The following is a 23131-nucleotide window of genomic DNA, read 5'->3' on the forward strand; positions in this document are numbered from 1 at the left end:
CCAGCTGCGATAGTAGCTGGGGCAATTTTGTGGGCTGGAACGGCGCTGGCGCAAACCACCCCACCGTCTCAGCCGTCGACTGTCACTCAGCGCGGCCAACAGCTGCCGCCGGGCGACCCTCTGATCGGGCAGCCGGATAATCCAGATGCGATGAAGCTGGCTCCGGTATCTGGCCCAGTTCTGCCCACCCGTGCCGACAAGCTGCCAACGGCGATGCTGCACGTACCCGAGGGATTCAAGGTCGAGGTGTTCGCCAGCGGGCTGCCGGACGCCCGATCCATGCGCCTGGGCGACAAGGGAACGCTGTTCGTCGGCTCGCGCGTGCGCGACAAGGTGTACGCCGTCGTGCCAGGCCCGAACGGCAACGTGGTCAAGGTGATCGCCAGCGGTCTGCATCGGCCGAACGGCCTCGCGTTCCACGACGGCGCGCTCTACGTCGCGGAGCTGTCCAAGATCTGGCGATATGACAACATCGAGGCGAACCTCGACAGCCCGCCCAAACCCGTGCTGGTCTACGAAGATCTGCCAACGGACGAGCCGCATGGCTGGAAGTTCATCGCCATCGGCCCCGACAACAAGCTCTACGTCCCGGTCGGCGCGCCCGGCAACATCGTCATGCCGTCATCGCGCCACGCGCAGATCCGGCGCATGGACCTGGACGGCAAGAACGTGGAACTGGTCGCGACCGGCGTGCGCAACTCAGTTGGATTTGATTGGAACCCTGTTACCAAAGACTTCTACTTCAGCAACAACGGCCGCGACTGGATGTCGGAGGATCTGCCGAACGACACGCTGCACGTGGTCAAGGCGGGAACGACGACGGCGCCCAACTTCGGCTATCCCTATTGCCATCAGGGCAACTTCACCGACCCTGAATTTGGATGGGGTCACTCGTGCGACGAGTTTGCCAAGCCAGCCGGCTTGATGGGCCCGCACGTGGCGACGCTGGGGATGCGGTTTTACACGGGCGATATGTTCCCGAGCAGCTACAAGAATGCGATCTTCCTGGCCCGTCATGGCTCGTGGGATCGTACGAAGAAGCTCGGCGGAGATGTCGTGGTCGTCAAGCTCAAGGACGACGGCACTATCGCATCGTACGAGCCGTTCCTGACAGGCTTTCTCCAGAACAATGCCTACGTGGGCCGGCCCGTCGATGTGCAGCCAATGCCGGACGGATCGCTACTGGTATCCGACGATTGGAACGGCGCTATCTGGCGCATCACCTACAAAGAGCCCTAAGTGACTTGGCCGAGGTGAGACCTCCTCGCCCCGGCTTAATCACCCTCGCCCGCCATCGGACCCGCCGTGCGCCTGCTTGTTGGTCTATCAGCCTTGATCTTGCTCGATAGCATCGGCGTGCCGGTGTGTGCGCAGCCGGCCACGGAGCAGTTGAGTATCTGCCTCAGCTGCCACGGCGAAAACGGCACGTCCCAAGCGGAGCACGTGCCGTCGCTCGGCGCCCAGAAGAGCGACTACGTAGTCGCGCAGCTGCTGATGTTCCGCGAGAAGCAGCGAATTGCTCCGCCGATGAACGATATGGCGGCAAACCTGTCGGATGATGATCTACAGTCGCTCGCCGAGGCAATCTCCAAATTGCCCGCGCCGGAAACTTCTGCTCCGATCGAAGCTAAAGCGGCCGAAGAGGCGCGCGCACTCATCGCGCGCTATCGCTGCGGCTCGTGCCACGGTGCCGACCTCGCGGGGCAGGGACAGATCCCAAGGGTCGCTGGGCAGCGCGAGGACTATCTGACGGCCGCGCTTGAGGGCTACAAGAGCAACGCACGCCCTGGCTACGAGCCGGCGATGAACGAGGTCTCACGAGACATCAAAGATGAGCACATTCCAGTGCTTGCACGCTACCTCGCCCAATACCGCTCGGAGCAGAGTACGGCGGGGCAGGTTCCAAAACCTTGAACGGGGTCGCGGGCGGTCAAGTTGAGCTCTGATAAGCCTCATGTCTAAGAGCATATCAACGAGTTAGAATGATAGGATTATCTATGGATTTATTTTGTCGATAAAACGATCAGTTTTGCGTTGCTACGGATCGTTTGCGTAGCTTGTGTGATCGCCTGATGTTCACAGTCTCGGGACCACGGCGTCGAAGTCGCAAAGATGGTCTTGCCCGCATCGCATGTCTTCAGGGTATACGCTTCAACGGCCCTCTCCTCATGAAGCCTGATCACCTCGAGGACGTCCGCGAATTCCTCGGCTGGCGCGGCCTCGTCGAGTAGTTCTGCAGCATCCCATCCTGAATAGAATCAAGCGGATACCTCCTCACTGACCTGCTCAGCGGCATCTTGCACAGCGCATGCCCAGTGCGGACAGGTGTGAGTCTTAAGATCAGCGCGGTGCCTGCGCTCCTGAACGTGCTGGCAGCGTCGCACGAACGCGTCTGTCCAGATTGCGGCCGCTGCAAGCCCACCGTCCGCCTGCGGCCCAACCTCGAAGTCCTTGAGCCCGCACACGGGGCATACGATCGATCCCATGAGAGCCTCCGTTCACACCTCCATCTCGGCGCCGACCTCCATCACCTGCTGGGCCGGCACGCACAGGTAGCTCGCCGTCTCCTCGGCGTTACGCTGCATCAGCGCGAAGATCTCCTCGCGCCAACCCGCCATGCCGGGACGTTTCTCCGAGGCCACCACCGTCTCGTGGCTGATGAAGTAGCTCAGGTGGTCGCAGTCGATGCCCTTGAGCCGGCCGTCCTCGACCGCCCGTCGCAGGGCGCGCGGGACATGAACCGTGTCCATGAAGCCGAACCGGAGCAGCACCCGTGTCACGTCCGGAGCGACCGGCACCACCTCGATCCGCTCGGCGTCTGCCGCGTGCGGCACGTCCAGGATCTGCAGCGTCACGAGGAGCACGCGCTCGTGCAGCACCTGCAGGTGGCGCACGAAGTTCATCAGCGGCAACGGCATGCCGTCCTCGGCCGAGGTCAGGAACGCGCCCGTGCCCGGGATGCGCGGCAGGTGCTTGGATTCGACGCGGGTCAGGAACTCCGCCTCGGGCATGCGGATATCGGCCCGGGCCGCCTCCAGGAGCTGTGTGCCGCGCCGCCAGGTCAGCATCAGGAAGGCGACGCCCGCCGCGAGCAGCAGCGGAAACCAGCCGCCCTCGAACAGCTTCAGCGTGTTGGCGCTGAAGAAGGTCAGATCGACGAGCAGGAACGCGCCGTTGACCGCGAGCACGAGGGCGAGGTTGAAGCCCCAGCGAAGCGCGATCAATGCCGCCAGCACGGTCGTGATCACCATCAGCAGTGACACCGCGATGCCGTAAGCGCCCGCCAGCGCGTCCGACGAGCCGAAGGCCAGCACCGCGCCGAGGGTGGCGAAGGCCAGGAGCCAGTTCACGATGGGCACGTAGATCTGCCCGGCCTCCTGCGAAGAGGTATGGACGATGCGCATGCGCGGGAAGAAGCCGAGCTTGATCGCCTGCTCGGTGAGCGAGAACGCACCGGAGATGATGGCCTGGGAGGCGATGACGGTGGCCAGCGTGGCGAACGCCACGAGCGGGTAGTGGATCCAGCTCGGCGCGAGCTGGAAGAACGGGTTGTCGACCGCGGCCGGGTTCGAGAGCAGCAGCGCGCCCTGGCCGAGGTAGTTCAGCACCAGGGCCGGGAGCACGATCGCGAACCACGCGAGCCGGATCGGTGCGCGCCCGAAATGGCCGAGGTCGGCGTACATCGCCTCGCCGCCGGTGACCGCCAGGAAGGCTGCGCCCAGCATGGCGAAGCTGACCGGCAGATGCGCGGTGAGAAGGTAATAGACGGCGCGGAACGGGTTCAGGGCCGCCAAGATCTCCGGCTTCTGCCGGATGCCGGCCGCGCCGACGGCCGCGATGGTGGCAAACCACAGCAGCATGACCGGTCCGAACAGGCGCCCGATGAAGCCGGTACCTTTGCGCTGGACCGAGAACAGACCGATCAGGATGACGACGGTAGCCGGCACCACAAAAGGCGTCACGCCGGGGGCATCGACCTTCAGGCCCTCGACAGCTGAGAGCACCGAGATGGCAGGGGTGATCGCGCCGTCGCCGTAGAGTAGCGCGGCTCCGATCAGCCCGACGACGAGCAGGATGGCGCGCCACGAGCGTGGCGGTGCATGCCGGGCCCCGAGCAGAGCAAGCATGGCCACGATGCCGCCCTCGCCGTGATTGTCCGCGCGCAGGATCAAGACGGCGTACTTGAGCGCGACGATGAGGAACAGCGACCAAAGGATGAGGGAGACGGATCCGACCACCGCGTCGTGCTGGAGGGTGCCACCTGCGGCTGCGACCTTGACGGTCTCCTTGAGCGCGTAGAGCGGACTGGTGCCGATATCGCCGTAGACGATGCCGAGCGCGCCGAGGGACAGGGCGACGGAGGCGGTTCGTGCCGGGAGCTGCGCTTCGCCTGCCTGGATCGCGACGGTCACCAGTTCATCTCCATCCACAGCCAGCCGAGCGCGACGGGCGCTATGCTCGGTAGCTCTCTTGGTCTCAGACGCTTGGCGAGCCGAAACAGATCCGCGTGATCGGTGGCAGATACGCCCCCGATGCCCCCGCAGCTCTCCGGCTGTCACAGAGGAAAGGAGAAGCGGTTTTAGAGGATCTTGGACCGATTATCTTAGAAAAGGACTTTGAGCCTATCGCCTAGTGTGTAGGCAAACCGACCGTTTCCCCGACGATCCGGCGGGGCGGATCGCTAGTCGCTCGAAACAACCCCGGTTGTGTCGGAAAAACGTGTCGGCTTTTCTATTGGCGGGCAAACGCCGGTTTGGCACGATCCCGACATGCGCGTCGGCTTCGCGCGCATCTCCGCCGTCGACCTGGTCCTTCCGCGCAGCCCTCAGCGGATCATCTCGACCACGACACCAGCTGCCTCGGCGATCGTCGACCAGCGCCGCTCCGCCGTAAGCGCTGGCCGACCTTCACGTTTGGCAAGGGCCAAGCAGTAGCGATCCCCGAGCGACAGACCACCCGCAACCGTGAGCGGACGCAGCATGCCGGCCTCGTACGACAGCGCGGCATCGACGGCGGCCCACCGGATCGGCAAGGGGCGCAACAGCGCTTCGATATCAGGGCGTGCAGCCCCGAGCTTGGCGTAGTGGCTGACTACTTCGGCCAGATTGACGATCGTCATGACAGACCCGTCGAGCCCGGCCTTCACCCGATCCGCTCCCGGCTCAGCCAGCAGCAGGGCAAGCAGCGCGGACGCGTCGAGGACGAAGCTCGTCATTCGGCCTCGGCCTCACGGGCCCGGTCGGCGAGGAAGTCCGCCACGGACGCGCCTGCCTTGTCGCCGATCAGCCTGCGGCTCAGAGCCTGTGCCCGGGCGACGACCTGATCGAGCGTCCGCAGCACGATGGCGTCGCCCAAATCCTCGACGATGACCTCGCCTCCGTGAATGAGGCCATGCCGCTTGCGGAGATCGGCCGGCAGGCTCACGCGCCCATCGGGCATCACCTTGGCTCTCATGGGACGCCTCTACTGTCTGCCATGCAAACCAATGTACGCCAAAAATACCAGTTCACGCCAGGGTAAGCGACTGACGTCATGGCGTCGCGATGCTGGATCACTCTGGACGTGTGGTGCCGCTTAGCTATGTCCGCAAGGGGATCGGTCAACGGACGCTCGGAAGATCCGCTCGCAAAGGATCAATCCGTCTGCGCGGACGCTGTCTCAATAGGTTGGTACGATAAAAATTGCGGTGAGGGGACCCTGTACGTTACAGTCCCGCTCATGACGCATGTGCTGATCGGCTATGCCCGCTGCTCGACCGACAAGCAGGACCTCGCTGCCCAGCGCCACGCGCTGTTCCAGCTCGGGGTGGCGACTGACCGCATCTACACTGACAAGGGCTTCACGGGGACGAACCGGGCACGCCCGGGCCTCGACCAAGCGCTGGCCGCGGTCCGGAGTGGCGATACCCTAGTAGTACCCAAGCTCGACCGGCTGGCCCGATCGGTGCCGGACGCGCGCGCGATTGGCGACGCGCTCGCGGAACGGGGTGTGAGGCTCCAGCTCGGCGCCAGCGTGCACGACCCGTCCGACCCGATGGGCAAGCTGTTCTTCAACATCCTGGCGACGTTTGCCGAGTTCGAGGCGGACCTGATCCGGCTGCGCACGCGCGAGGGCATGGCGATGGCACGCGCCAAGGGGAAGCTGCGGGGCAAGAAGCCTAAGCTCTCGGATCGCCAGCAGAAGGAGCTGCGCCGGATGTACGACACAGGCGACTACGCGATCAGCGACTTGGCCGAGCTGTTTTCAGTCTCACGGCCGACCGTCTACCGGACCCTGGAGCGCCAATCTACGATGCCTGCTGTCGTGGCGACCTAAGTGGACGCGGCACGGCGCCCGGCATTGGGTTCACACATCACCGGTTTCCCTCGATACAGAGCGACAGAGACGCCGAGGATCAATGCCAAATAACGATCAAGATAACACCAGAGGACCGCCCGAGGGCCTCCCACTACCTTGATGCGCTCTCAAATGCCGTCAACCTCGCAGGCGGCAGGTTTTCTACATCCTGAGCAATATGTGAGGCGATGGGCGACGCGCATCTGAAGAGGATACCTTGGTTAATACTTATATCTCTTCGAAGCTTATGTGAACTGAGCAAATCGTATCAATTTTACCGATTTACCAGCCGCTTCAGAAACACGATCCTTCTATTGCGACTGTCATCGTTCATATAGATCGGGTGCAAGGATCGTTATGTCTCCCATGGACAAGGACGCGCTGCTGAGAGCGCTTTTCAAGGACTTGCTTATCGTCAATACAGAGATTCACCCCGACGTGCGGCAGGCCGAGGCCCGCTGGGCGTCCGAGCTTGGTCTTGTGCGCCCGAACTATAACGTGGTGTCGGCACGTCCCGGCCAGGATCTGAGCGGCTTTGGGGCCATCTGGACAGAGGCCGACGAAATGCTCTTTCGGACGCGGGGCGTAGTCGTGCTCAAGCCGCAGGTGCAGGGTCATGCCTGAACAGACAATGCCGGCGAGGACCGGGCGCGACATCATCCTCATCGACGACGCACGCCATCCTCAGTGGGTCGCTGCGGCAAACGCTTTCGCCCGGCGGATGGGCTCGACGACCTACACCGTACTCCAGGTTCACCAGCCCGACACGCGCTGGTTCGAGAACAACCGGCTTGCGGTGCCGCAACCTGAGCAACTGGAGGCCTTTGCAAGAGACGGGATCGTGCTGCTGCCCACGTGGCATCAGGTTCAGATGTTGGCCTACAATCCGAATTCTTTCGCCAGCATCGCAGTCACGACATGTATCAACGAGGCGGTGTCACGCTACGCGGGTCGTCAGGTCCGCCTCGCGCAGTTGGGAGGATCCGAGACGGATCTCACCGAGCAGCGCAAGTTGGCCACACGTGTGCTCCACGCGTTCGACGCCCTCGATGCTGATGGTCTTGCCGCACTGTGCGAGGCGGCCTTTCTGAACGATCCGGAGGTCGCATCGATGCATCTAAGATTTGATGATCTCAGGACTCGTCATCGTCCCATGTGGCTAGAACAACTCAATGCTGCCTGGCTGAAAGAAAAAATAAGTCTCGAAAAATTAGCCTCTCTAGATTATAGATAATTTCTTCCAAGCTTTTTGGTCCGCGAGGACATGCCGTCGTCGAACTTCAAGTGAGACAGAGGGGCAAGCTGTGCTTGCAGCGATGCTGCCTACTTTCCTCGTGACTGATCCGCAATGCGCCTGATCTTCTCAGCCTTCCTCGCGACCGTGCTCCTGGCCTACCCAGTCGCCGGTTTGATCCAGAACGGGCTCGACCCAGCGTATTGGCCCGCAGAGGTGACGCGCCCCGGTGCCTGGTTCGGGGCCCTATTCTCCCCGCATGCCGGTGACGCGCTCGCGATGCCGTACCTCATGCTGATCGGTCGCGCGCCCGAATTCGCGAATGGCGGCTGGTCGCTAGCCCCACTCATCGCCTTCTCGCCCCTCCTGATCCTGTTTGGCGCCGCGCTACTACGGCGCGCCAAGCCCGAACAGAAGCGGGACACCTCCGACCTGTTCGGCTCGGCCCGCTTCGCCACCGCGACCGAGCGCGGCCGCCTGCGCGGCGGGCTCGAACTCGGCCGCGACCCGGAGACCGGCCGTGCCGTGCGCCTCGCCGTGCAAGGCACGCTCGTCACCATCGCGCCGCCGCGCAAGGGCAAGACGTCGGGCTTGCTCATCCCCAATCTCGCCTTTCCCGAACCTCAGGGCTGGGGCGGACCCGCGGTCGTGTTCGATCCCAAGGGGGAGGTCTACCGCTCCGTCGCCGCACGGCGCCGGGCGCTCGGGCGCCGCGTCATCTGCCTCGACCCCATGGGTCTGGCCGGCGGCACCGACCACTGGAACCCGCTCCAGGGCCGCGACCCGGACGACGTCCTCTACCTTCAGAGCACCGCCCTGGCCCTTCTGCCCGAGGCCACCGGTGACGGCGAGGCCTCCGCCTACTTCCGCAATCGGGCCGTCGACCTGATCACCGGCGCGCTGTTGGTCGCCCTGCGCCAGCCGGAGGCGTGCACGGTCGTGGAGGTCCAGGATCTGCTCACCGACGAGGCCCGCTTCCATGGCCTCCTGCAACAGTACGTCACCCACTGGCCCGAGCCCGCGGCCTACGCCGCCATGGAGATCCTGCAGGCCGATCCGAAGACCAAGGACCCGATCAAATCCACCGCCCTACAGGCGTTCCAGTGGCTGGCCGACCGGCGCCTGCGCGACCTCGTCGGCGACTCGACCTTCCAGCTATCGGAGCTGTCCACCGGCGCCGTCGACCTGTTCGTGGCGGTGCCGACCGAGTACAAGGCGGTGCTAGCCCCGTTCCTGCGCTGGCTGCTGTCCGACCTTTTCGCTTCGGTGCGTCGCCACCGCCCGGCCGAGCGGTTGATGATCTTCGTCGACGAGGCCGCGGTGCTCGGCCGGTTCGACGCGCTGCTGACCGCGGCGGGCGAGTTGCCGGGCTACGGCGCCAGCCTGTGGACGATGTGGCAGGATCGCGCCCAGCTCGTCGGGCTCTACGGCGAGGCCGGGGCTGACGTGCTGCTCAACACCGCCGAGGTCGTCACCGTCTTCGACGTCCCGGCCGTCGATCCGGACGAGACCGAGCGCTGGTCGCGGGCGATCGGCGACTACACCGCCTTCGTCGAGACCCGGACGGCCCCGACCGGCGACGCCAAGGGCAGCCCGTCCACGACCCGGGCCTCGCAGGGCGCGCGCTTGATGACCAAGGAGGCGCTGATCGCGATGCCGGGCGACGAGCTCCTGGTGTTTCCCAACAGCGGCGGCCAGACCCGCCATCCGCTGCGCCTGAAGAAGACGGTCGCGCACACCGACCCGCGCTTTCGCAAGCTGATCACCGCCGTGCCGCCGGTCGGCCGGGCGCGCTGAGCCGGGGACGCCGCCACGCAGGCGCGAGCGCCAGCCGGACGCGCCTCGGTCGAGGGTGGAAAACGCGGCCGCCGCGGTTGGCAGGGCGGATCCACCCAGCGGCGCCGGACCGCCGGAACGCCACATGCCCGAGGTGAGCCGCAACCGATCGAGGGATACGGACCTCAGCGTGAGGCCGGTCCGGAGCGGGTCCGCAGCCAATCAGATGGCACACGCGTCGCGGCATAGCCCTCACCAGGGCGCCAGTCGCGCAGCTCGGCCATGCCGTCGGCGTCCCGCATCAGCGCGTAGGCGCGGCCCGCCACGAGGCGATCCCCGGCGGGTCGCCCGTCCGGCATGACCCAGGCGATGGCCACATCCCGGTCGCTCCGAACCTCGACCCAGGAGATCGGCGTGCGGCGATAGGCTAGGAGCAGCGCGAGCAGGAGACAGAGCGCGAGCAGGGCGTCACGGGTGAGCCGGCGTACGCGGAACGGCAGGCGCCCGCGCCAGACCGCGATGCGGCTGGCGTGGCCAGGAGCGGGCCGGGCGCCCGGCCCCACAGCGTCGGACCGGTCACGGATGGAGAGCAGGAGCTCGCGCCGATGTTCGGGCAGGAGCTGTACTGCGCCCTCTTCCAACGCCGCAAACCGCTCGTGGATCGGGCGCGTCTTCAGCCGGGTGAGCGCGGCGCGGCTGTCCCGCTCGAACCCGGCCGCAGCCTCGCGCGCGGCGCGATCAGCCCGCGTGAGGCGGGCGTGCACGTCCTCAGGCGTTGCGGGCACGCTTGCTCCCCCCTGCCGGCGTACCGGCCCGAGCCGGAACCGGCGCTTCTTCGACCAGCCAGAGGGCTGCCGGCTTGACCGCCTCCATCACGGCGAGGCGGAACGCGGTCAGATCGCGCAGCATCCGTCCGGCCTGCGCCTGCGAGGTCTGCTTGACCAAGCCCGCCCGGTCGAGCCGACTGACGCCGCGCAGCTGACCTGCCGCCAGCACCTCGCGCGTCCTGTCCTCCAGCTCGAATTGGCGCAGGTGCGTGACCACCGCGTCGCCGGCTACCCGCTTGAGCAGGGCCGGATCGACGGCGCCCCGCACCGCGTTGGCCACGACGAAGCGGGCGCCCGCCCAGTCCTTGGCCGCGTGCAGCAGCGCGCCGCCGTCGGCGAGCGCGCCGGCCTCGGCGGCGACCACCACCACGAGCCCGAGCTCGATCCCGGCCTCGCGCAGCGCCGGTGCCTCGTGCGTCAGGACCCCCAGCAGAGACGCCGAGGTGTTGGCGCCGATGTCCACCAGCGTGGGGGTCGCGACCTCGAAGAGCGCGTTGATCACGTCGTCGAACTCGGCACGCGCCGCCTTGCCGCCGCTGGCGTCGATCGCCTCGCGCGAGGCGCGCATGAGGAAGTGCTGCACGCTGCCCGGCTCATTCGCGGCCGTCGCGGCCTTGAACTCGGTCAGACGGTGCACCGACTCGATCTCCAGGATCGGGGCATCCGGCACCGCCTCGGCGAGGCCGCGGGTCACAGTTGACTTGCCGACGCCGCCGGTTTCCTGGGCGACGAGGAGGACGCGGGGCATGAGGTCAGTCCTTCTTGAACAGGTGGGCGTGCCGCTCGGCCTGCATCTGGCGGATCTCCGCCTCGGTGAGCGGTGCGTCTGTAGGCGCGGGGTCCGGTGTATCGCTGCCCGAGCGCAGCTCCGGGGCGAGCCGTGTCGGCCGTGACCTGGAACCGGTCGAGGCCGCGGGCGACGGTGCGGGATCCGCGCGGTCGGGGCGAGCCGCCCGCGCCGCCGTCCTGGAGGCGCGGGCGGCGGCCTGCCGGCGCACGCTGGAGATGACGCCGGTGAGGTTGCGCCCGGTGATCGGCTCGCCGGCGGCGGTGGTGAAGCCCTGCGCCGTGAGCCCGGCCGCGACCGCGTCCCAGGTCAAGCCGCCGGCCTGGAGGGCGACCAGAGCGTCGAGGTGGTCGCGCACGATGTCCATCAAGCCCGTGGCGGGCCGACCACCCGGCGCACCGGCCTTGCGGCGGCTGTCGGGGGTGGCGGCGGCGTCGCGGGCGAGGCGGCGTAGGTCGAGGCGGGGGCGCTGGGCCATGGCGACGCCCTAGCAAGGCGGGGCTTGCCAGGGCGTGCAGCCGATCGCGCGAATGCCGGGGGCGACGGCAAGCCGACGTTAAGGTCCGGCAGCGGACGGCAGGCTACGGCTGAGGACGGCAGCGATACGGTAGCGTGTACGGCAAGGGGAGGGGTATCACACCACACGCACTGAAGTGGTGAAGCGTTAACCGCGCGGCCATGCGAGCCTCGCCAGGCCGTCGCGACCGTGCCAGGGCTGCCGTCCGGATCCGCACGCAGCAGGTACGCCGATGGCCGATCAGGTCAAGCTCACGATCACGCTGGAGGCATCCCTCGCCGCCCGGTTGAGCGCCGCCGCGGCCGAGCGCGGCTGGGCCTCCGAGAGCCTGGCGGCCGACTGCGTCGCTCAAGCCCTGGAGGTGGCGATCCGCCACCGTGTCCTGATCGAGCGCATGGAACAGGTCGACGCCGCGATCCTCGACATGGCACAGGCCGTCGGTGAGCTCGGGGCCCCGTCGACCGGCATCGACCTGTCCCAGATCTGCCGCTATCGCAAGGGCACTGGCGGCCCGGATCTGGCCTGATGACCGCCTCGCTGCACCGCCTCGGCGCCGGGGCCGAGGCCGGGCTATACTACACCAATGACAGCGAGCGCGAAGCCAGGCCGGACCGGCGCGACGAGTACTACCTCGCGGACGGCGGCGGGGTGTGGTGGAGCAGCGGTGAGAGCGTCGTGCGCCACGGCGCGGCGATCGACGCGAGCTCGTTCCGCGACCTGTGCGCGGGGTTCCATCCCGGAACCGGCAAGCCGCTGGTCCGCGGCGCCGGTCCAGGCCACTGGGCCGGACAGGATTGCACCCTGACCCCCGGGAAATCCGTCTCCGTCCTCTGGATGGCCGGCACGCCCGAGCAGCGCGCCGCGATCGAGGCCGCCCACCGCGCCGCCGTCGAGCGGGCGCTCGCCTTCGTGGCGGCGGAGGGACTGGTCACCGTCCGAACCGGTGCGGGCGGCGTCGAACGGCACCGGCCGAGTGACATCATCGTCGGCCGCTTCGATCATTACACGACCCGAGAAGGCGATCCAAATATCCATACGCACTGTGTCTTCATCAACGCTGCCGGTGCGCCGCCTAAATCTGGATCCGGACGTTACAAATCACAGACACATCTGACCATCGAGGTCGAACAACTCTACGCTTACCAGATTTGCGTGGGTGCCGCGTATCGCGCTGCCTTGGCCGAGGACCTGCATCGCCGTTTCGGCCTGCGCTACCGCGAGGCCGGGCGCGGGCAGTGGGAGATCGCCGGCCCGCCCGAGGCGGTGCTGGCGGCCTTCTCCAAACGCTCGGAGCAGATCCTCAACTACGCCGGGGCCGGCGCCACCAGCGCCCAGCGCGAGATCGCCGCGCTCGCCACGCGCCGCGGCAAGCACGAGCTGCCGACCGGCGCCGAGCTGGAGGCGCGCTGGCGCGAGGAGCTCGCCGTCTGCGCGCTCGATCCGTGGGATGCCGCGCGCCATCCCGAGCGCGACCCCGCCATCGCGATGGCCGCCGCGCGTGAGACGGAACGCGACCCCCCGTTCGATCAGCCCGAGATCCCCGGCGACAGCCCGGTCACGCGCGCCGCCTCGGCGTTGTTTCGGCACGAGAGTGTGGTGACGCGCAAGGACCTGCTCCAGCGCGCTCTGGAGCTCGCTGGCGTGCAGGGACTCGGGGTCGATGCCGTGGAGGCGGAGCTCGCCCGCCTGGAGCGGGACGGCACGCTGCTGCCACTGAGCGCCGCCGAGAGGGTGCCGGGCGCCCACGCGTGCTGGACCAGCCCGGGCATCGCCGCCTGCGAGGCCGCGATGCTGCGCGCCGCCGACCGCCCGCTGGAGCGGATCTGGATCACCCCCGAGGCGGTCGAAGCGGCCCTTGCGCGGGCGGGCCATCTCAGCCCCGAACAGGGCGAGGCCGTGCGCCATGCTGCCGGTCCGGATGGGGTGTCTCTGCTCCAGGCCGGCGCGGGCACAGGTAAGACGACCACGGCCGCAGCCCTGGTGGCCGCGGCCCACGACTCTGGATTGCGCGTCGTCGGCTTGGCACCATCCTGGGTCGCCGCCGACGAGCTCGCGCGCTCCACCGGGATCCTGGCGCAGGCGATCGCGCGCTGGCGCCACGATCGGACTCGGGCGACGGATCCGGACCCCGCGCCTCACCCCGATCCCTCGCCGGCATTCGGCGCCGACACCCTGGTGCTGGTCGACGAGGCCGGGATGGTATCAACCCGTGACCTGGAAGCCGTGCTGAGCGCGGCGCAGGCGGCCGGGGCCAAAGTGGTGCTGATCGGCGACCGGCGTCAGCTCGCCTCGGTCGGGGGCGCCAGCGCGCTGCGGGCGGTCGCCGAGGTGGTCGGACGCTCGGCCGTGCTCGAACACGTCCGCCGGCAGACGGTGGATTGGCAGCGTGCCGCCTCGGTGGTGATGGCGCGCGGCGATGCCGAGGCGGGTCTGCGCGCCTACGCCGCCAACGACCGGGTCGAGCTGATCTCCGGAGCCGAGGCGGCTCACGCCCGGGTGATCGCGCTCTGGTCCGAGCAGCGCGTGGTCCATAAAGGCGACGCGCTGATTGTGACCCGGCGCAATGCCGATGCGGCGGCGCTGAACGCGCGGGCGCGGGCCGTGCTGCGGGCGGAAGGACAGCTCGGACCCGACGTAGTCGCGCTGCCGTCGCGCAACCGCGCCGATGAGGTCGTACCGCTGGCGCTCGCGATCGGCGACGTCCTGCGGTTCGGCGAGAGCCTGCCGCACTTGGGCCTGCGCAACGGCAACCGCGCCCGGGTTGAGGCGATCACCACCGATCCGGACGCGGGACCGCGCCTACGGCTGCGGCTGGAGGACGGGCGCGCGCTCGACACGGCCTGGGAGCAGCTGACGCGGGAGCCACGCTTCGGCCGCCGATCATCACAACCCAAGATCGTACACGCCTACGCAGGTACAACTTACGCGGCGCAGGGCCGAACCTGTTGCGCGGCGGTGGTGTACCTCGGGGCCAGCACGGACGCGCGCGAGGTGTATGTCGGGCTGACCCGCCACCGGCACGATGCGCGGGTGGTGGTCGAGCGCGACCGGCTCGACGCCCTGTGTCGGCAGCGGCAGGCGGATGCGCGCGTGCCGGCGACCGACACGCTGGTGCTGGAACGGCTGTTCCGGGAGGCACGGACCTACCGCGAGAAGGCCAACGTGGTCGACTACACCGCTGACCGGGTGGCGTTCGTGCGCGACGGGCTGCTCGGACTGACAGAGCGGGTCAGCCCGGGCGTCGACGTGCGCCGAGCGATCCGCGCGGCCCGGGCTCTGCGCGAGGCCGTGGCGTGGCTCGGGGTGGATTGCCTGATTGTGCCCGCTTGGCGCTTGGTCGACGCCTGCGGGCGCCGCCTGAGCCGCGCGTCGGCGCCGGTGACGCGCGCCCTGGTCATGCGGTTCGCCCGCCACCTCGGCCGCCCCAGCTCGGTGCCGCCGCGCGATCGCGACGTCGGTATCGAGCGATGAGCTCCATTCCTGTGGTCCGCGACCGATCCGGATCCGTGCCGCACTGATCCAGGCCGCCTGCGCTCAGGCGTAGGGTCCGCGGAACAGGTCGCCGAGCGCCTTGCGGCGAAACAGGGTCGTCCAGCGGCGTCGGCGGTGTTCGGGCCGATCGTGGATGATATGGCAGCGCTGGCAGAAGGCGGCGAGATTGGCATCGGCGTTGTTGGCGGTGTCGTGGTCGCGATGGGCCGCGGCCAGAACCACCCGGGTCCGGCGCACGGTCCTGAGGACGTCCACAGCACCGGGCTGGACGCGCACCCGCCGCCCGCGCCTGTCGCGCCAGGAGGCCGCGTCCGCATCCCACCATCGCCCGTCGCCGAGGTGGACTACCGTCCGCCCGTGCGGTCGCCCGCAGCCCTCGCAGCGTCCCTGAGCGCGCCCGAACCGGATTACGGCCGAGAGCTGGGGCCAGTCGATCGGGTAGAAGAAGCGGTGCTCGGGCCGGATCGGCATGGGGATCGGGATACGGGATCGAAGCGTGACCGTAGAGCGAGACGGGTCGTCCGCACAGGGGTCTGGGCGGGGATGGCATTCGGTCGGTGGGGGCCTGATGGGCTTGAGGCCGAAGAAGCCCTGCCCGTCTCCCGAGGAGAGGGCGGCGTTCGTTAGACCGCACGAGCTCAGACCCTCAGCGCATGGCTCGGCCCGTGCCACGACCCGCGCGGATTCGCGTGTGCCCGCTCCGGTCGAGGTCGACCGCTGCCCCCCGACAGCCCTTCGACGGTTCCGTTTTCCCCGATTCTGACAGGATGAGAACTCCAGTACTCGTGCGCTTCGCGGATTTGCACCCTCCCCCATCGCTCAGCGTGGCCCGGTGATCCTCAGCACCCGAGAGTTCTCTGCCCGGCTTGCGCGCCAGCCGCATCCACGCCTGCCACTCGGGCGAGACGATGCGCACGACGTTGGTGTCGTTCCTGAAGCCCGTCACCCGCCGCTCCTCGACGGTGACGAGCCCGAGTCTCTTGGCCTCGCGCAGGGCGTTGCGGACGGTAGTCTCGGCCACGCCCGCGATCGCCGCGAGCTGCCCCACGGCCAGTCGGCAATCGCCTCGTTTTGAGGTTTCCGTGGCCACCAGGGCCAGCACCGCCTGCTCGGCCAGGGTGAACTGGGCCGCTAACCCCGGCGGCAGCCTTCCCGAAGCCGCCCAGCGGCGGCGGCGCTCCAGCGAGGCCTCCGTGCGCGGGCGTGAGCCGACGGCCCTCCTGGGTGCTCCTGCGCCGTCCTGGAACGTGGGCGCGATTGCAGCCTCAGGGCTGGGTCGTAGACCCGCCGGTAGCCGACGAGCCGCGGGCGCGTCCGTGCGCGCCTCGATCAGCCCGGACAGGGTCTCGGCCTCGGTCTCCGTGACGTGCCCTTCGCCGTAAGCGCGCCAGAGCAGCGCCGTCACGGACGGAAGGGTGATTCGGTCAGCCGCCTCGATCGCGCAGCGGATTTTTTCGGCAAACACGTGTCTTGGCCCTTTTCCATAGGGCCACAGGGGGACGTTTGGCGGCGCAAGCTGTGCGCTCCGTTCAAGACAAGCCGATATCGTTGCCGGAACCGGGGTTCCGACTTGACGCCTGAGGGCGCTTTATGGCTTGTGAGGGATGCTGTTGTGCCTCACAGGCCATCTCGATTTCGAAGGCCTCACCCTTGCCGGGGTGGGGCCTTTGGCTTTTCAGGGTCCTACTGCGGCGATTGCTCTCCTGAATGGCTGGCTCACGACTCGCTTGGGCGAGCACGGCCATGACAGCCCATGTCGACCGGGCGGCACGGCTAAGTCAACGTTGCGGGTGGCTGATGACCTTTTTCCTGCCGTCCTGAACCACCCCATATTCCGGTAGGCACTTCTCCTTATTCGATGAACGTAGCGCGCGTGCCCCTCCGGCGAGGCGAGAGCACGCGGCCAGGCGGTGACCGCCGCGACGGTTTTGGCGGTGGCGCGCACCATCTCGGCCGAAAATTCGGCCCGGTTGAGCCGGGGAATAAGACTCGCTCGCTTTGTAGGACAAAACGGCCAAGGTTTAGTATTTAGTGGAAACCAATCAGCTGTCTGACAGCTGTCTGATACCCTCATACGAATACCGGGGAGGGCGCCTAGCGCCGTTCAGTCAGACATACGCCAGGATCCAGACAGCTTTCCGAAAGAGAATGGCTATCTGACAGCTTTCTGGTTATAAACAGGGTGTCGCCGGGTTAAGGTGGCTTTTACCGCAGAGCTGGAAGCTTCCCGGAACCGGATGGCTTTCCGACAGCTTCCCGGCACCTAACGGCTGCCCGGCAGCTTCCCGGTGCCTGACAGCTTCTAACGAGGTGTCTATGCCTGTCATCACGTTCTCATCGCCTAAGGGCGGTGCCGGCAAAACCACGGCTGCCTGCATCCTCGCCAGCATGCTGGCGGAGCAGGGAGCGACCGTAACCATCATCGACGCCGACCCCAATCAGTTCGTCCAAGAATGGGCGCAGCTGCCGGGCCTGCCCGCCACCCTTCAGGTCGTAGGCGGCGCGACGGAAGAGACGATCATGGACAAGATCGAGGAGGCGGCCAGCATGACCGCCTTCGTGATCGTGGATCTGGAGGGCTTGGCGAGCCTCATGGTCAGCCACGCAATCTCGATGTCCGACCTAGTTGTGATCCCCGTCCAAGGCTCGCAGTTCGACGCCTCGCAGGCTGCCCGTCAGATCGGGCTCATCAAGCGGACGGAGAAGCGCGGGGGGAGGGCCATTCCCTACACGGTGCTGATCACGCGCACGAATCCCGCGATCATGCCCCACACCCTCAAGCACATCTTGCAGAGCTTCGACGAGCGCGCGATCCCGGTCCTGAAAACCCGCTTGTGCGACCGTGAGGCCTACCGTGCCATGTTCTCCTATGGTGGCACGCTGCAGGGCCTAGCAGGGAAGGGGGTCGCCAACACGACCGTGGCGATCAACAACGCGGCCGAGTACGCCGCGGAGATTGTGCAGCGCCTGCGCGACAAGCGCGAGCAGGCCAAGGAGGTTGCGTGATGCCCGGCCAGCCCAAGCCTGAACGCACCGATCCGCTCGGCAAGCTCGACCTCGGTGGACTGGACGACTTCAAGCCCACGCCACGCGCTGCCCAGCAGCCGAAGCCGCCGGTCGAGGCAATTCGTGCCGTCTCCGAAGCGGAAGGTTTCCCCAGCCGCGAGTCCGCCCCACGCGAGAAGGCGAAGCCGGCATTGGCCAAGGTCGAACAGCGCCGCTACCGCACCGGCCGCAACAAACAGCTCAGCCTCAAGGTGACGGAAGAGACCGCCCAGCGCTTCACCCGCCTAGCCGACGAACACCGCTTGGTGCTTGGCGAGCTGCTGGAAAGAGCGCTTGAAGCCTACGAGGCCGCCCACAAAAGGAAATGACCTTCTCAAAAGCCTATCGGGCACCGAATAGGAAGCCAAAAGAAACCAGACAGCTGCCAGGAAGACCCACGGCGCCTCCCACACAGGGCACAATCAAGGTCTGGAAGGCCAAGCCAAGCTGGTTCGTCGTCATGCGCATAAGGGCAGCTTACGGAGCGTTGAGCTCTCAAGCGTGAGATCGTGGTGATGGCCAAACGAGCATGGCCAATTTCGCCACCTGCTGGAGCTTCGCGCGGCTCCCGCCGTCGCGCGCCAGGGTGGACAGTCCCTGGATCGCCGTTATGACGAAAGCTGCCAGCGCCGTCGGATCCGCCGTGCCCGGGACGTCTCCCGCGTCGATGCCGGCGGCGATCTTGTCGCGCAACGCGGCTTCGATCTCCCGACGGATCGCGGCCAATTCCTCTTTGACATCCTCAGCCTCGGCCGAGACCGCGATCGCCGAGCTGGCCAGCAGGCACCCCGCCGGCGTGTCCGTGCGGGTGAACGCCATCGCTGCGCCGTTAATCAGCGTGCGCGCGGCTGCCTCGGCGGTGGGTGCCTCCGCGATCACGTCAATGGGCGACTGCGGCTGCGCCAATTAGCGCCGGACCGCAGATCGGAACAGCCCCTTCTTGTCGCCGTAGGCGACGTAGATGCTCGGCGGTGTAACCCCCATCGCCCGCGTAAGCTCGGCAAGGGAGGTGGCCTCATAGCCGTAGCGCCAGAACAGCAGCATGGCCGGGAGCAGGGCAGCATCTGGGTCGAATGAAAGCGGGCGGCCGGTCTTGCGCCTGGATGTTGGGTCGATTGGTTTCATATCAACCAATACGAAAATTTAAGCAATGTAGCTGACCGACAACCGCACCTTGGGCCGCTCTGACCTCGCCGTGAGCCCCCTCGCGCTGAGCACGATGACCTTCGGCACTGCGCCTTGGGGCTCGAACGAGGCAGACAGCCGGGCGGTGTTCGACGCCTACGTGGACGCGGGTGGCAACTTCGTCGACACTGCCGATGTCTATGTGTGAAAGAGCCTCAAAGGCTGACCGCTCTCTCAGGTCACTTTAAGTCATTGCTCTTAAATTAAAATTTGTACCGAAGGTGGGGCACGATCGTGCCCCACCTTCGGTACAAATTTCTTAGCTTCCATAATGGATTACATCTGCTTTGCGCGGCTTCATCCTTCGACGCCTATCTACACCACAGTCAACTTCAGTTAGATGTCGACTTCCAAAACTCTTGGCGGGGAGCATCTGAACAGTGACGCCAACCTCGTAAGGAAGACCCCGGAGGAGCGCAACCGCGTCCTGACAACTCTCTTAATACATCTCGCTGAGGCAATGATACATGAAATTATTTAATTGATATTGAGTGTTTTTTGAACAACGATGCCTCTTGGAGTTATTATTCAAATTACAAAATACTTACGTCATTTAAGTCAAGTACGAATGAATGATCTCGATCAATTCCTCGCCGGCGTCCTCGCGCGTCTCCTCGGGCAAGTTGGCCTGCGGGATCAGATACTCACGGACATGTTCCTCCAGAACCTCGGCCATCAGACCATTGATCGCACCCCGTGCGGCGGTGATGCGCTGCAGAAGATCGGAGCAGCTCGACTCGCCCTGCAAGGCGCGCTCGATGGCGTCGACCTGACCGCGCAGGCGCCGCACCCGGTTCACCAACCCGCGCTTGTCCCGCAGTACGTGCGTGTCACTCCGAGCCTGTGATCCCGCGTCGACACTGTCATCCCGTCTCGCCATCGAATTCGTCCGACCTGCCAGTTTTAGAACTTTTCCAAAGAACCCGGCTTGACAGCCGTCAGCCTCGTCACCATACCCGGTCAGGTATCCGGCCGTGCGCCGGGTCCGATGTCAACGCCTCGGGACCGATGAACCCTCGATCTAGACCCTCATCCTCCATCGGTGAAGGCCGCGCACCGTCCGGTGCGGGCTCGCGCCGGCGGGGGATGGTCGACCCGCGCGGAGCGGAGCGCCATCATCTGACGGTCTGAGCCGGCAAGACCTCGTCTCGCCAGCTTCGTCAGCTGGCGCTCAAACCTCCTCTCGGGTCGCATCCGCAACCACCCGACGAACAGGAGGTGACCATGGCTTTCGTCCACGCCCTCGCGCCCGCGCTGCCCTACGCGCTGCGGTCCGGGCTCTTCCCTCAGCGGCGCAGCGGCGCCAGCCCGGCCGCTCCCACATCGACGCGTCCCGTCACCGGTGACACGTTGGCACCGGCCAAGTGGGCGGGCGATCACGTCGTCGCCGTCTGGCGACGCGACGAAGCGGATCGTCTCGTCTGCGCCTGGCAACTCGCACCCCGCTGATCCGACAAGCCGCCGATACCCGCTGAGGTATCGGCGGCTCCGCGCTGTGAAAGCACCATGACAGGCCGATCTTCATCCACTGTGGAGCCTCCCAGTCGCGCGCGCGACCGACGGATCTCCCACACCCGCCCCGGCTCGGATCGCGAGCACGGCGTCATCTGGCGCGACAACCTCTCCTCGCGAGCGGCCTGAACCGCACCGGAATGCCTTGCCCGAGCCCAGCCGGTCGCACGCGACCCAAGCTCGGAGTCATCATGCATGGTTTCTCTCGTCCGCGATCCCCTGCCGCCGCGTCGCGGCGTGCCGTCCTTTGCGGCGGCGGATGACGATGCCGACCCGGGAGGCCGGCTTGCTCCGTCCTGTCCCGGCGCGCCCGAGGGTGTCCGCGCGACAGGGCCCGATGAGATCGCCAGGCTCTACGCCGCGCTCGATCTGGTCTCCCCGCAGACCAATCCGCGCACGGCGCGACTGCTCGCGGCCGGCGCCAAGCGCATGGCGCAGAAGCTGATCGAGGAGGCGGGCGAGGTCGCACTCGAGGCGTCGCGCCAGCACGCTCGCGCCACCGTGCGCGAGAGCGCCGATCTGCTCTACCACCTCGTCGTGCTCTGGCGCGAGTGCGGCATCGCCCCGGACGAGATCTGGGCCGAGATGTACCGGCGTGCCGAGCGCTTCGGCATCGCCGAGAAGCTGCCCAAGGGCAGCTCTGAAGCGGGCGGCGTTCGCGCCGCCGACGATTTCACCTGATCCTCGGCGTCGGACGACACCTATGACCGCTCACACCTCGGCGCTCGACGCGTCCAGCCTTCCCGCCACGGCCGTCTTGGACGAGGCCCATCGCGGCGACATTCGCGGCGCGCTCGGCACCATCGCCGAGGGCGATCACGCACCCCGGATCGGCTGGGGGGCGCGCCTCAAGACGCTCCTGGCGATCCTCGGTCCCGGGCTCATCGTCATGGTCGGCGACAACGATGCCGGCGCCTTCGGCACCTACACCCAGGCCGGCCAGAACTACGGCACGGCGCTGCTGTGGACGCTGGCGCTGCTGATCCCGGTCCTGTTCGTAAACCAGGAGATGGTGCTGCGCCTCGGCGCGGTCACGGGCGTCGGGCACGCCCGCCTCATCCTAGAGCGGTTCGGCGGGTTCTGGGGCGCGTTCAGCGTCATCGACCTGTTCCTCCTCAACGCCCTGACGCTCGTCACCGAGTTCATCGGCATCAGCCTCGGCCTCGATTATCTCGGTGTGCCAAAGCTCTGGGGCGTGCTCGCAGCTGCAATCCTCGTGATCGCGGCCGCGAGCACCGGCGACTTCCGCCGCTTCGAACGCTTCGCGCTGGCGCTCGTCGCCGGCAGCCTCCTGCTCGTGCCCGTGGTGCTGATCGTGCACCCGCCGGTAGGCCAGATCGCCCGGGACTTCCTCGTGCCGCGGCTCCCCGCGGGCGCCAAGCTCTCGGAGGTGATGCTGCTGATCATCGCCATCGTCGGCACCACGGTGGCGCCCTGGCAGCTGTTCTTCCAGCAGAGCTACGTCATCGACAAGCGGATCACGCCGCGCTTCATGCGCTACGAGAAGGTCGATCTCTGCCTCGGCATCGTGCTCGTCATCGTCGGCGCGGTAGCGATGATGGCCTTCTGCGCCGCGACCTTCGCCGGAAGGCCCGAGTTCGGCAATTTCGGTGACGCGGGCGGGGTCGCAGCCGGGCTGGAGCGGTATGTCGGCCCGGTGCCGGCGGTGCTGTTCGCGCTCGCGCTCATCGACGCCAGCATCATCGGTGCGGCCGCCGTGTCGCTGGCTACCGCCTACGCCATCGGCGACGTCCTCGCCCTGCGGCACTCGCTGCATCGCAAACCCGGCGAGGCCAAGGGCTTCTTCCTGGTCTACTCCGGACTGATTGCACTGGCCGCAGGGTTGGTGCTGACGCCCGGCACGCCGCTCGGCCTGCTCACCAACGCCGTGCAGACGCTGGCCGGCGTGCTCCTGCCCAGCGCCAGCGTGTTCCTGCTCCTGCTGTGCAACGACAGGGCCGTGCTCGGGCCGTGGGTGAACGGGCGCGCGATGAACCTGTTCACCGGCGCGGTGATCTCCGTGCTTGTGATGCTCTCGCTGATCCTGACCGCGTCCGTCCTGTTCCCGGACGCCACGAACGAGACCGTCATCGTCGGCGTGCTCGTCGGCGGCAGCCTCGTCGCGCTGGTCACCGCGGGCGCGCTCGCGCTCCTGCGTCGGCGCACGTGCGCCGACGGGTTGGCCGTCGATCCCGCGGCCGGCGACCGGGCAACCTTGCCGCGCGAGCGCTGGCGGATGCCGCCGCTGGATCAGCTCCCGCTCGCCAAGCTGTCGCTGCCGGCGCGCGTGTGGATGGTGGTGCTGCGCGCCTACCTCGTCGTCGCTGGCGGCCTCGTCCTGATGCGCATCGTCGGCCTCGCCCTCGGCGGCGAGGGCTAGACCGGTGCGGCGGCGCTTCATCCCGGCCGCCGTCCGAGCC

24 protein-coding genes and 1 pseudogene are annotated in these 23131 nt (G+C 67.1%); 14 read left to right on the forward strand and 11 right to left on the reverse strand.

Going from position 1 to position 23131, the window contains the following annotated elements; genetic code table 11:
• Both MFF04_RS02570 and MFF04_RS02575 read left to right on the forward strand, forming a co-directional pair.
• Positions 1-1239: PQQ-dependent sugar dehydrogenase (locus MFF04_RS02570; RefSeq protein WP_238273931.1), on the forward strand; the 1239-nt coding region annotated here is incomplete at its 5' end.
• A gap of 66 nt (positions 1240-1305) precedes the next feature.
• Positions 1306-1914, forward strand: coding sequence for a c-type cytochrome (locus MFF04_RS02575; RefSeq protein WP_238247143.1), 609 nt, complete (start codon positions 1306-1308; stop codon positions 1912-1914).
• 584 nt (positions 1915-2498) lie between these two features.
• Here the strand turns inward: MFF04_RS02575 and MFF04_RS02580 are convergent.
• From MFF04_RS02580 to MFF04_RS02590, 3 genes are all read right to left on the reverse strand, one after another.
• Positions 2499-4352 carry a potassium transporter Kup gene (locus MFF04_RS02580; RefSeq protein WP_053609008.1) on the reverse strand — a complete coding sequence of 618 codons (1854 nt, stop codon included), beginning with the start codon at positions 4350-4352 and terminating at the stop codon, positions 2499-2501.
• Positions 4353-4825: 473 nt separating this feature from the next.
• Entirely contained in the window at positions 4826-5215 is a 390-nt protein-coding gene (locus tag MFF04_RS02585) for a PIN domain-containing protein (protein ID WP_043388473.1), read from the reverse strand.
• The gene (locus tag MFF04_RS02590) at positions 5212-5424 is read right to left on the reverse strand and encodes an AbrB/MazE/SpoVT family DNA-binding domain-containing protein (RefSeq protein ID WP_238273932.1); all 213 of its coding nucleotides are present in this window, start codon (positions 5422-5424) and stop codon (positions 5212-5214) included. Before MFF04_RS02590 ends, MFF04_RS02585 begins: the two co-directional genes overlap by 4 nt.
• A gap of 294 nt (positions 5425-5718) precedes the next feature.
• On the opposite strand from MFF04_RS02590, the gene MFF04_RS02595 reads away from it, so the two are divergent.
• The 4 genes from MFF04_RS02595 to MFF04_RS02610 all read left to right on the forward strand — a co-directional run bounded on the left by MFF04_RS02595 (position 5719) and on the right by MFF04_RS02610 (position 9367).
• The gene (locus tag MFF04_RS02595; RefSeq protein ID WP_059409752.1) at positions 5719-6315 is read left to right on the forward strand and encodes a recombinase family protein; all 597 of its coding nucleotides are present in this window, start codon (positions 5719-5721) and stop codon (positions 6313-6315) included.
• 387 nt (positions 6316-6702) lie between these two features.
• Entirely contained in the window at positions 6703-6960 is a 258-nt protein-coding gene (locus MFF04_RS02600) for a hypothetical protein (RefSeq protein ID WP_043388532.1), read from the forward strand.
• Positions 6953-7570 (forward strand): hypothetical protein, encoded by a 618-nt coding sequence (locus MFF04_RS02605; RefSeq protein WP_133250946.1) that lies wholly within the window; start codon positions 6953-6955, stop codon positions 7568-7570. The genes MFF04_RS02600 and MFF04_RS02605 overlap by 8 nt, the downstream gene beginning before the upstream one ends.
• Positions 7571-7684: 114 nt before the next feature.
• Complete coding sequence (locus MFF04_RS02610) at positions 7685-9367, forward strand: type IV secretory system conjugative DNA transfer family protein (RefSeq protein ID WP_059409751.1); 1683 nt, start codon at positions 7685-7687, stop codon at positions 9365-9367.
• 164 nt (positions 9368-9531) lie between these two features.
• Here MFF04_RS02610 and MFF04_RS02615 read toward each other — a convergent pair whose 3' ends face one another.
• The 3 genes from MFF04_RS02615 to MFF04_RS02625 are packed head-to-tail and all read right to left on the reverse strand — an operon-like array spanning position 9532 to position 11438.
• Entirely contained in the window at positions 9532-10131 is a 600-nt protein-coding gene (locus MFF04_RS02615; protein WP_043388345.1) for a hypothetical protein, read from the reverse strand.
• On the reverse strand, positions 10115-10921 hold the full coding sequence (locus tag MFF04_RS02620; protein WP_043388347.1) for a P-loop NTPase family protein: 807 nt from the start codon (positions 10919-10921) through the stop codon (positions 10115-10117). Before MFF04_RS02620 ends, MFF04_RS02615 begins: the two co-directional genes overlap by 17 nt.
• A gap of 4 nt (positions 10922-10925) precedes the next feature.
• The gene (locus MFF04_RS02625) at positions 10926-11438 is read right to left on the reverse strand and encodes a hypothetical protein (protein ID WP_043388350.1); all 513 of its coding nucleotides are present in this window, start codon (positions 11436-11438) and stop codon (positions 10926-10928) included.
• 271 nt (positions 11439-11709) lie between these two features.
• Between MFF04_RS02625 and MFF04_RS02630 the strand changes: the two genes are divergently transcribed.
• Positions 11710-12003, forward strand: coding sequence for a hypothetical protein (locus MFF04_RS02630; protein ID WP_043388352.1), 294 nt, complete (start codon positions 11710-11712; stop codon positions 12001-12003).
• Positions 12003-14948, forward strand: a complete 2946-nt coding sequence (gene mobF / locus MFF04_RS02635) for a MobF family relaxase (RefSeq protein WP_043388356.1) — start codon at positions 12003-12005, stop codon at positions 14946-14948. Before MFF04_RS02630 ends, mobF begins: the two co-directional genes overlap by 1 nt.
• Before the next feature lie 63 nt (positions 14949-15011).
• Here the strand turns inward: mobF and MFF04_RS02640 are convergent, their stop codons facing one another.
• Together MFF04_RS02640 and MFF04_RS02645 are read right to left on the reverse strand one after the other, a co-directional pair.
• Positions 15012-15440: a hypothetical protein gene (locus tag MFF04_RS02640; RefSeq protein WP_053608552.1), complete on the reverse strand. Its 429-nt coding sequence runs from the start codon at positions 15438-15440 to the stop codon at positions 15012-15014.
• A gap of 175 nt (positions 15441-15615) precedes the next feature.
• Positions 15616-16434, reverse strand: coding sequence for a GntR family transcriptional regulator (locus MFF04_RS02645; RefSeq protein ID WP_053622403.1), 819 nt, complete (start codon positions 16432-16434; stop codon positions 15616-15618).
• 851 nt (positions 16435-17285) lie between these two features.
• On the opposite strand from MFF04_RS02645, the gene MFF04_RS02650 reads away from it, so the two are divergent.
• Complete coding sequence (locus tag MFF04_RS02650; protein WP_043388460.1) at positions 17286-17975, forward strand: AAA family ATPase; 690 nt, start codon at positions 17286-17288, stop codon at positions 17973-17975.
• Positions 17975-18343: a hypothetical protein gene (locus MFF04_RS02655; protein ID WP_051976340.1), complete on the forward strand. Its 369-nt coding sequence runs from the start codon at positions 17975-17977 to the stop codon at positions 18341-18343. Before MFF04_RS02650 ends, MFF04_RS02655 begins: the two co-directional genes overlap by 1 nt.
• A gap of 166 nt (positions 18344-18509) precedes the next feature.
• Here the strand turns inward: MFF04_RS02655 and MFF04_RS02660 are convergent, their stop codons facing one another.
• Positions 18510-18920 (reverse strand): TetR family transcriptional regulator C-terminal domain-containing protein, encoded by a 411-nt coding sequence (locus tag MFF04_RS02660; RefSeq protein ID WP_238247135.1) that lies wholly within the window; start codon positions 18918-18920, stop codon positions 18510-18512.
• Positions 18921-19139 (reverse strand): TetR/AcrR family transcriptional regulator, encoded by a 219-nt coding sequence (locus MFF04_RS21980; protein WP_306423994.1) that lies wholly within the window; start codon positions 19137-19139, stop codon positions 18921-18923.
• Positions 19140-19170: 31 nt separating this feature from the next.
• Between MFF04_RS21980 and MFF04_RS02670 the strand changes: the two are divergent.
• Positions 19171-19341: pseudogene (locus tag MFF04_RS02670) on the forward strand (aldo/keto reductase); the annotation flags it as partial.
• Between the two features lie 411 nt (positions 19342-19752).
• Here the strand turns inward: MFF04_RS02670 and MFF04_RS02675 are convergent.
• A complete protein-coding gene (locus tag MFF04_RS02675) occupies positions 19753-20079 on the reverse strand; it encodes a metal/formaldehyde-sensitive transcriptional repressor (RefSeq protein WP_053622404.1) in 327 nt (108 codons plus the stop codon).
• A gap of 344 nt (positions 20080-20423) precedes the next feature.
• On the opposite strand from MFF04_RS02675, the gene MFF04_RS02680 reads away from it, so the two are divergent.
• From MFF04_RS02680 to MFF04_RS02690, 3 genes are all read left to right on the forward strand, one after another.
• Positions 20424-20648: a hypothetical protein gene (locus MFF04_RS02680; protein WP_043388285.1), complete on the forward strand. Its 225-nt coding sequence runs from the start codon at positions 20424-20426 to the stop codon at positions 20646-20648.
• Between the two features lie 258 nt (positions 20649-20906).
• Positions 20907-21392: a phosphoribosyl-ATP diphosphatase gene (hisE, locus tag MFF04_RS02685; protein WP_051976331.1), complete on the forward strand. Its 486-nt coding sequence runs from the start codon at positions 20907-20909 to the stop codon at positions 21390-21392.
• Positions 21393-21414: 22 nt separating this feature from the next.
• The gene (locus MFF04_RS02690; RefSeq protein ID WP_043388287.1) at positions 21415-23091 is read left to right on the forward strand and encodes an NRAMP family divalent metal transporter; all 1677 of its coding nucleotides are present in this window, start codon (positions 21415-21417) and stop codon (positions 23089-23091) included.
• Positions 23092-23131 lie beyond the last annotated feature (40 nt).

The organism is Methylobacterium jeotgali, from assembly GCF_022179345.1.
Taxonomy (GTDB): domain Bacteria; phylum Pseudomonadota; class Alphaproteobacteria; order Rhizobiales; family Beijerinckiaceae; genus Methylobacterium; species Methylobacterium jeotgali.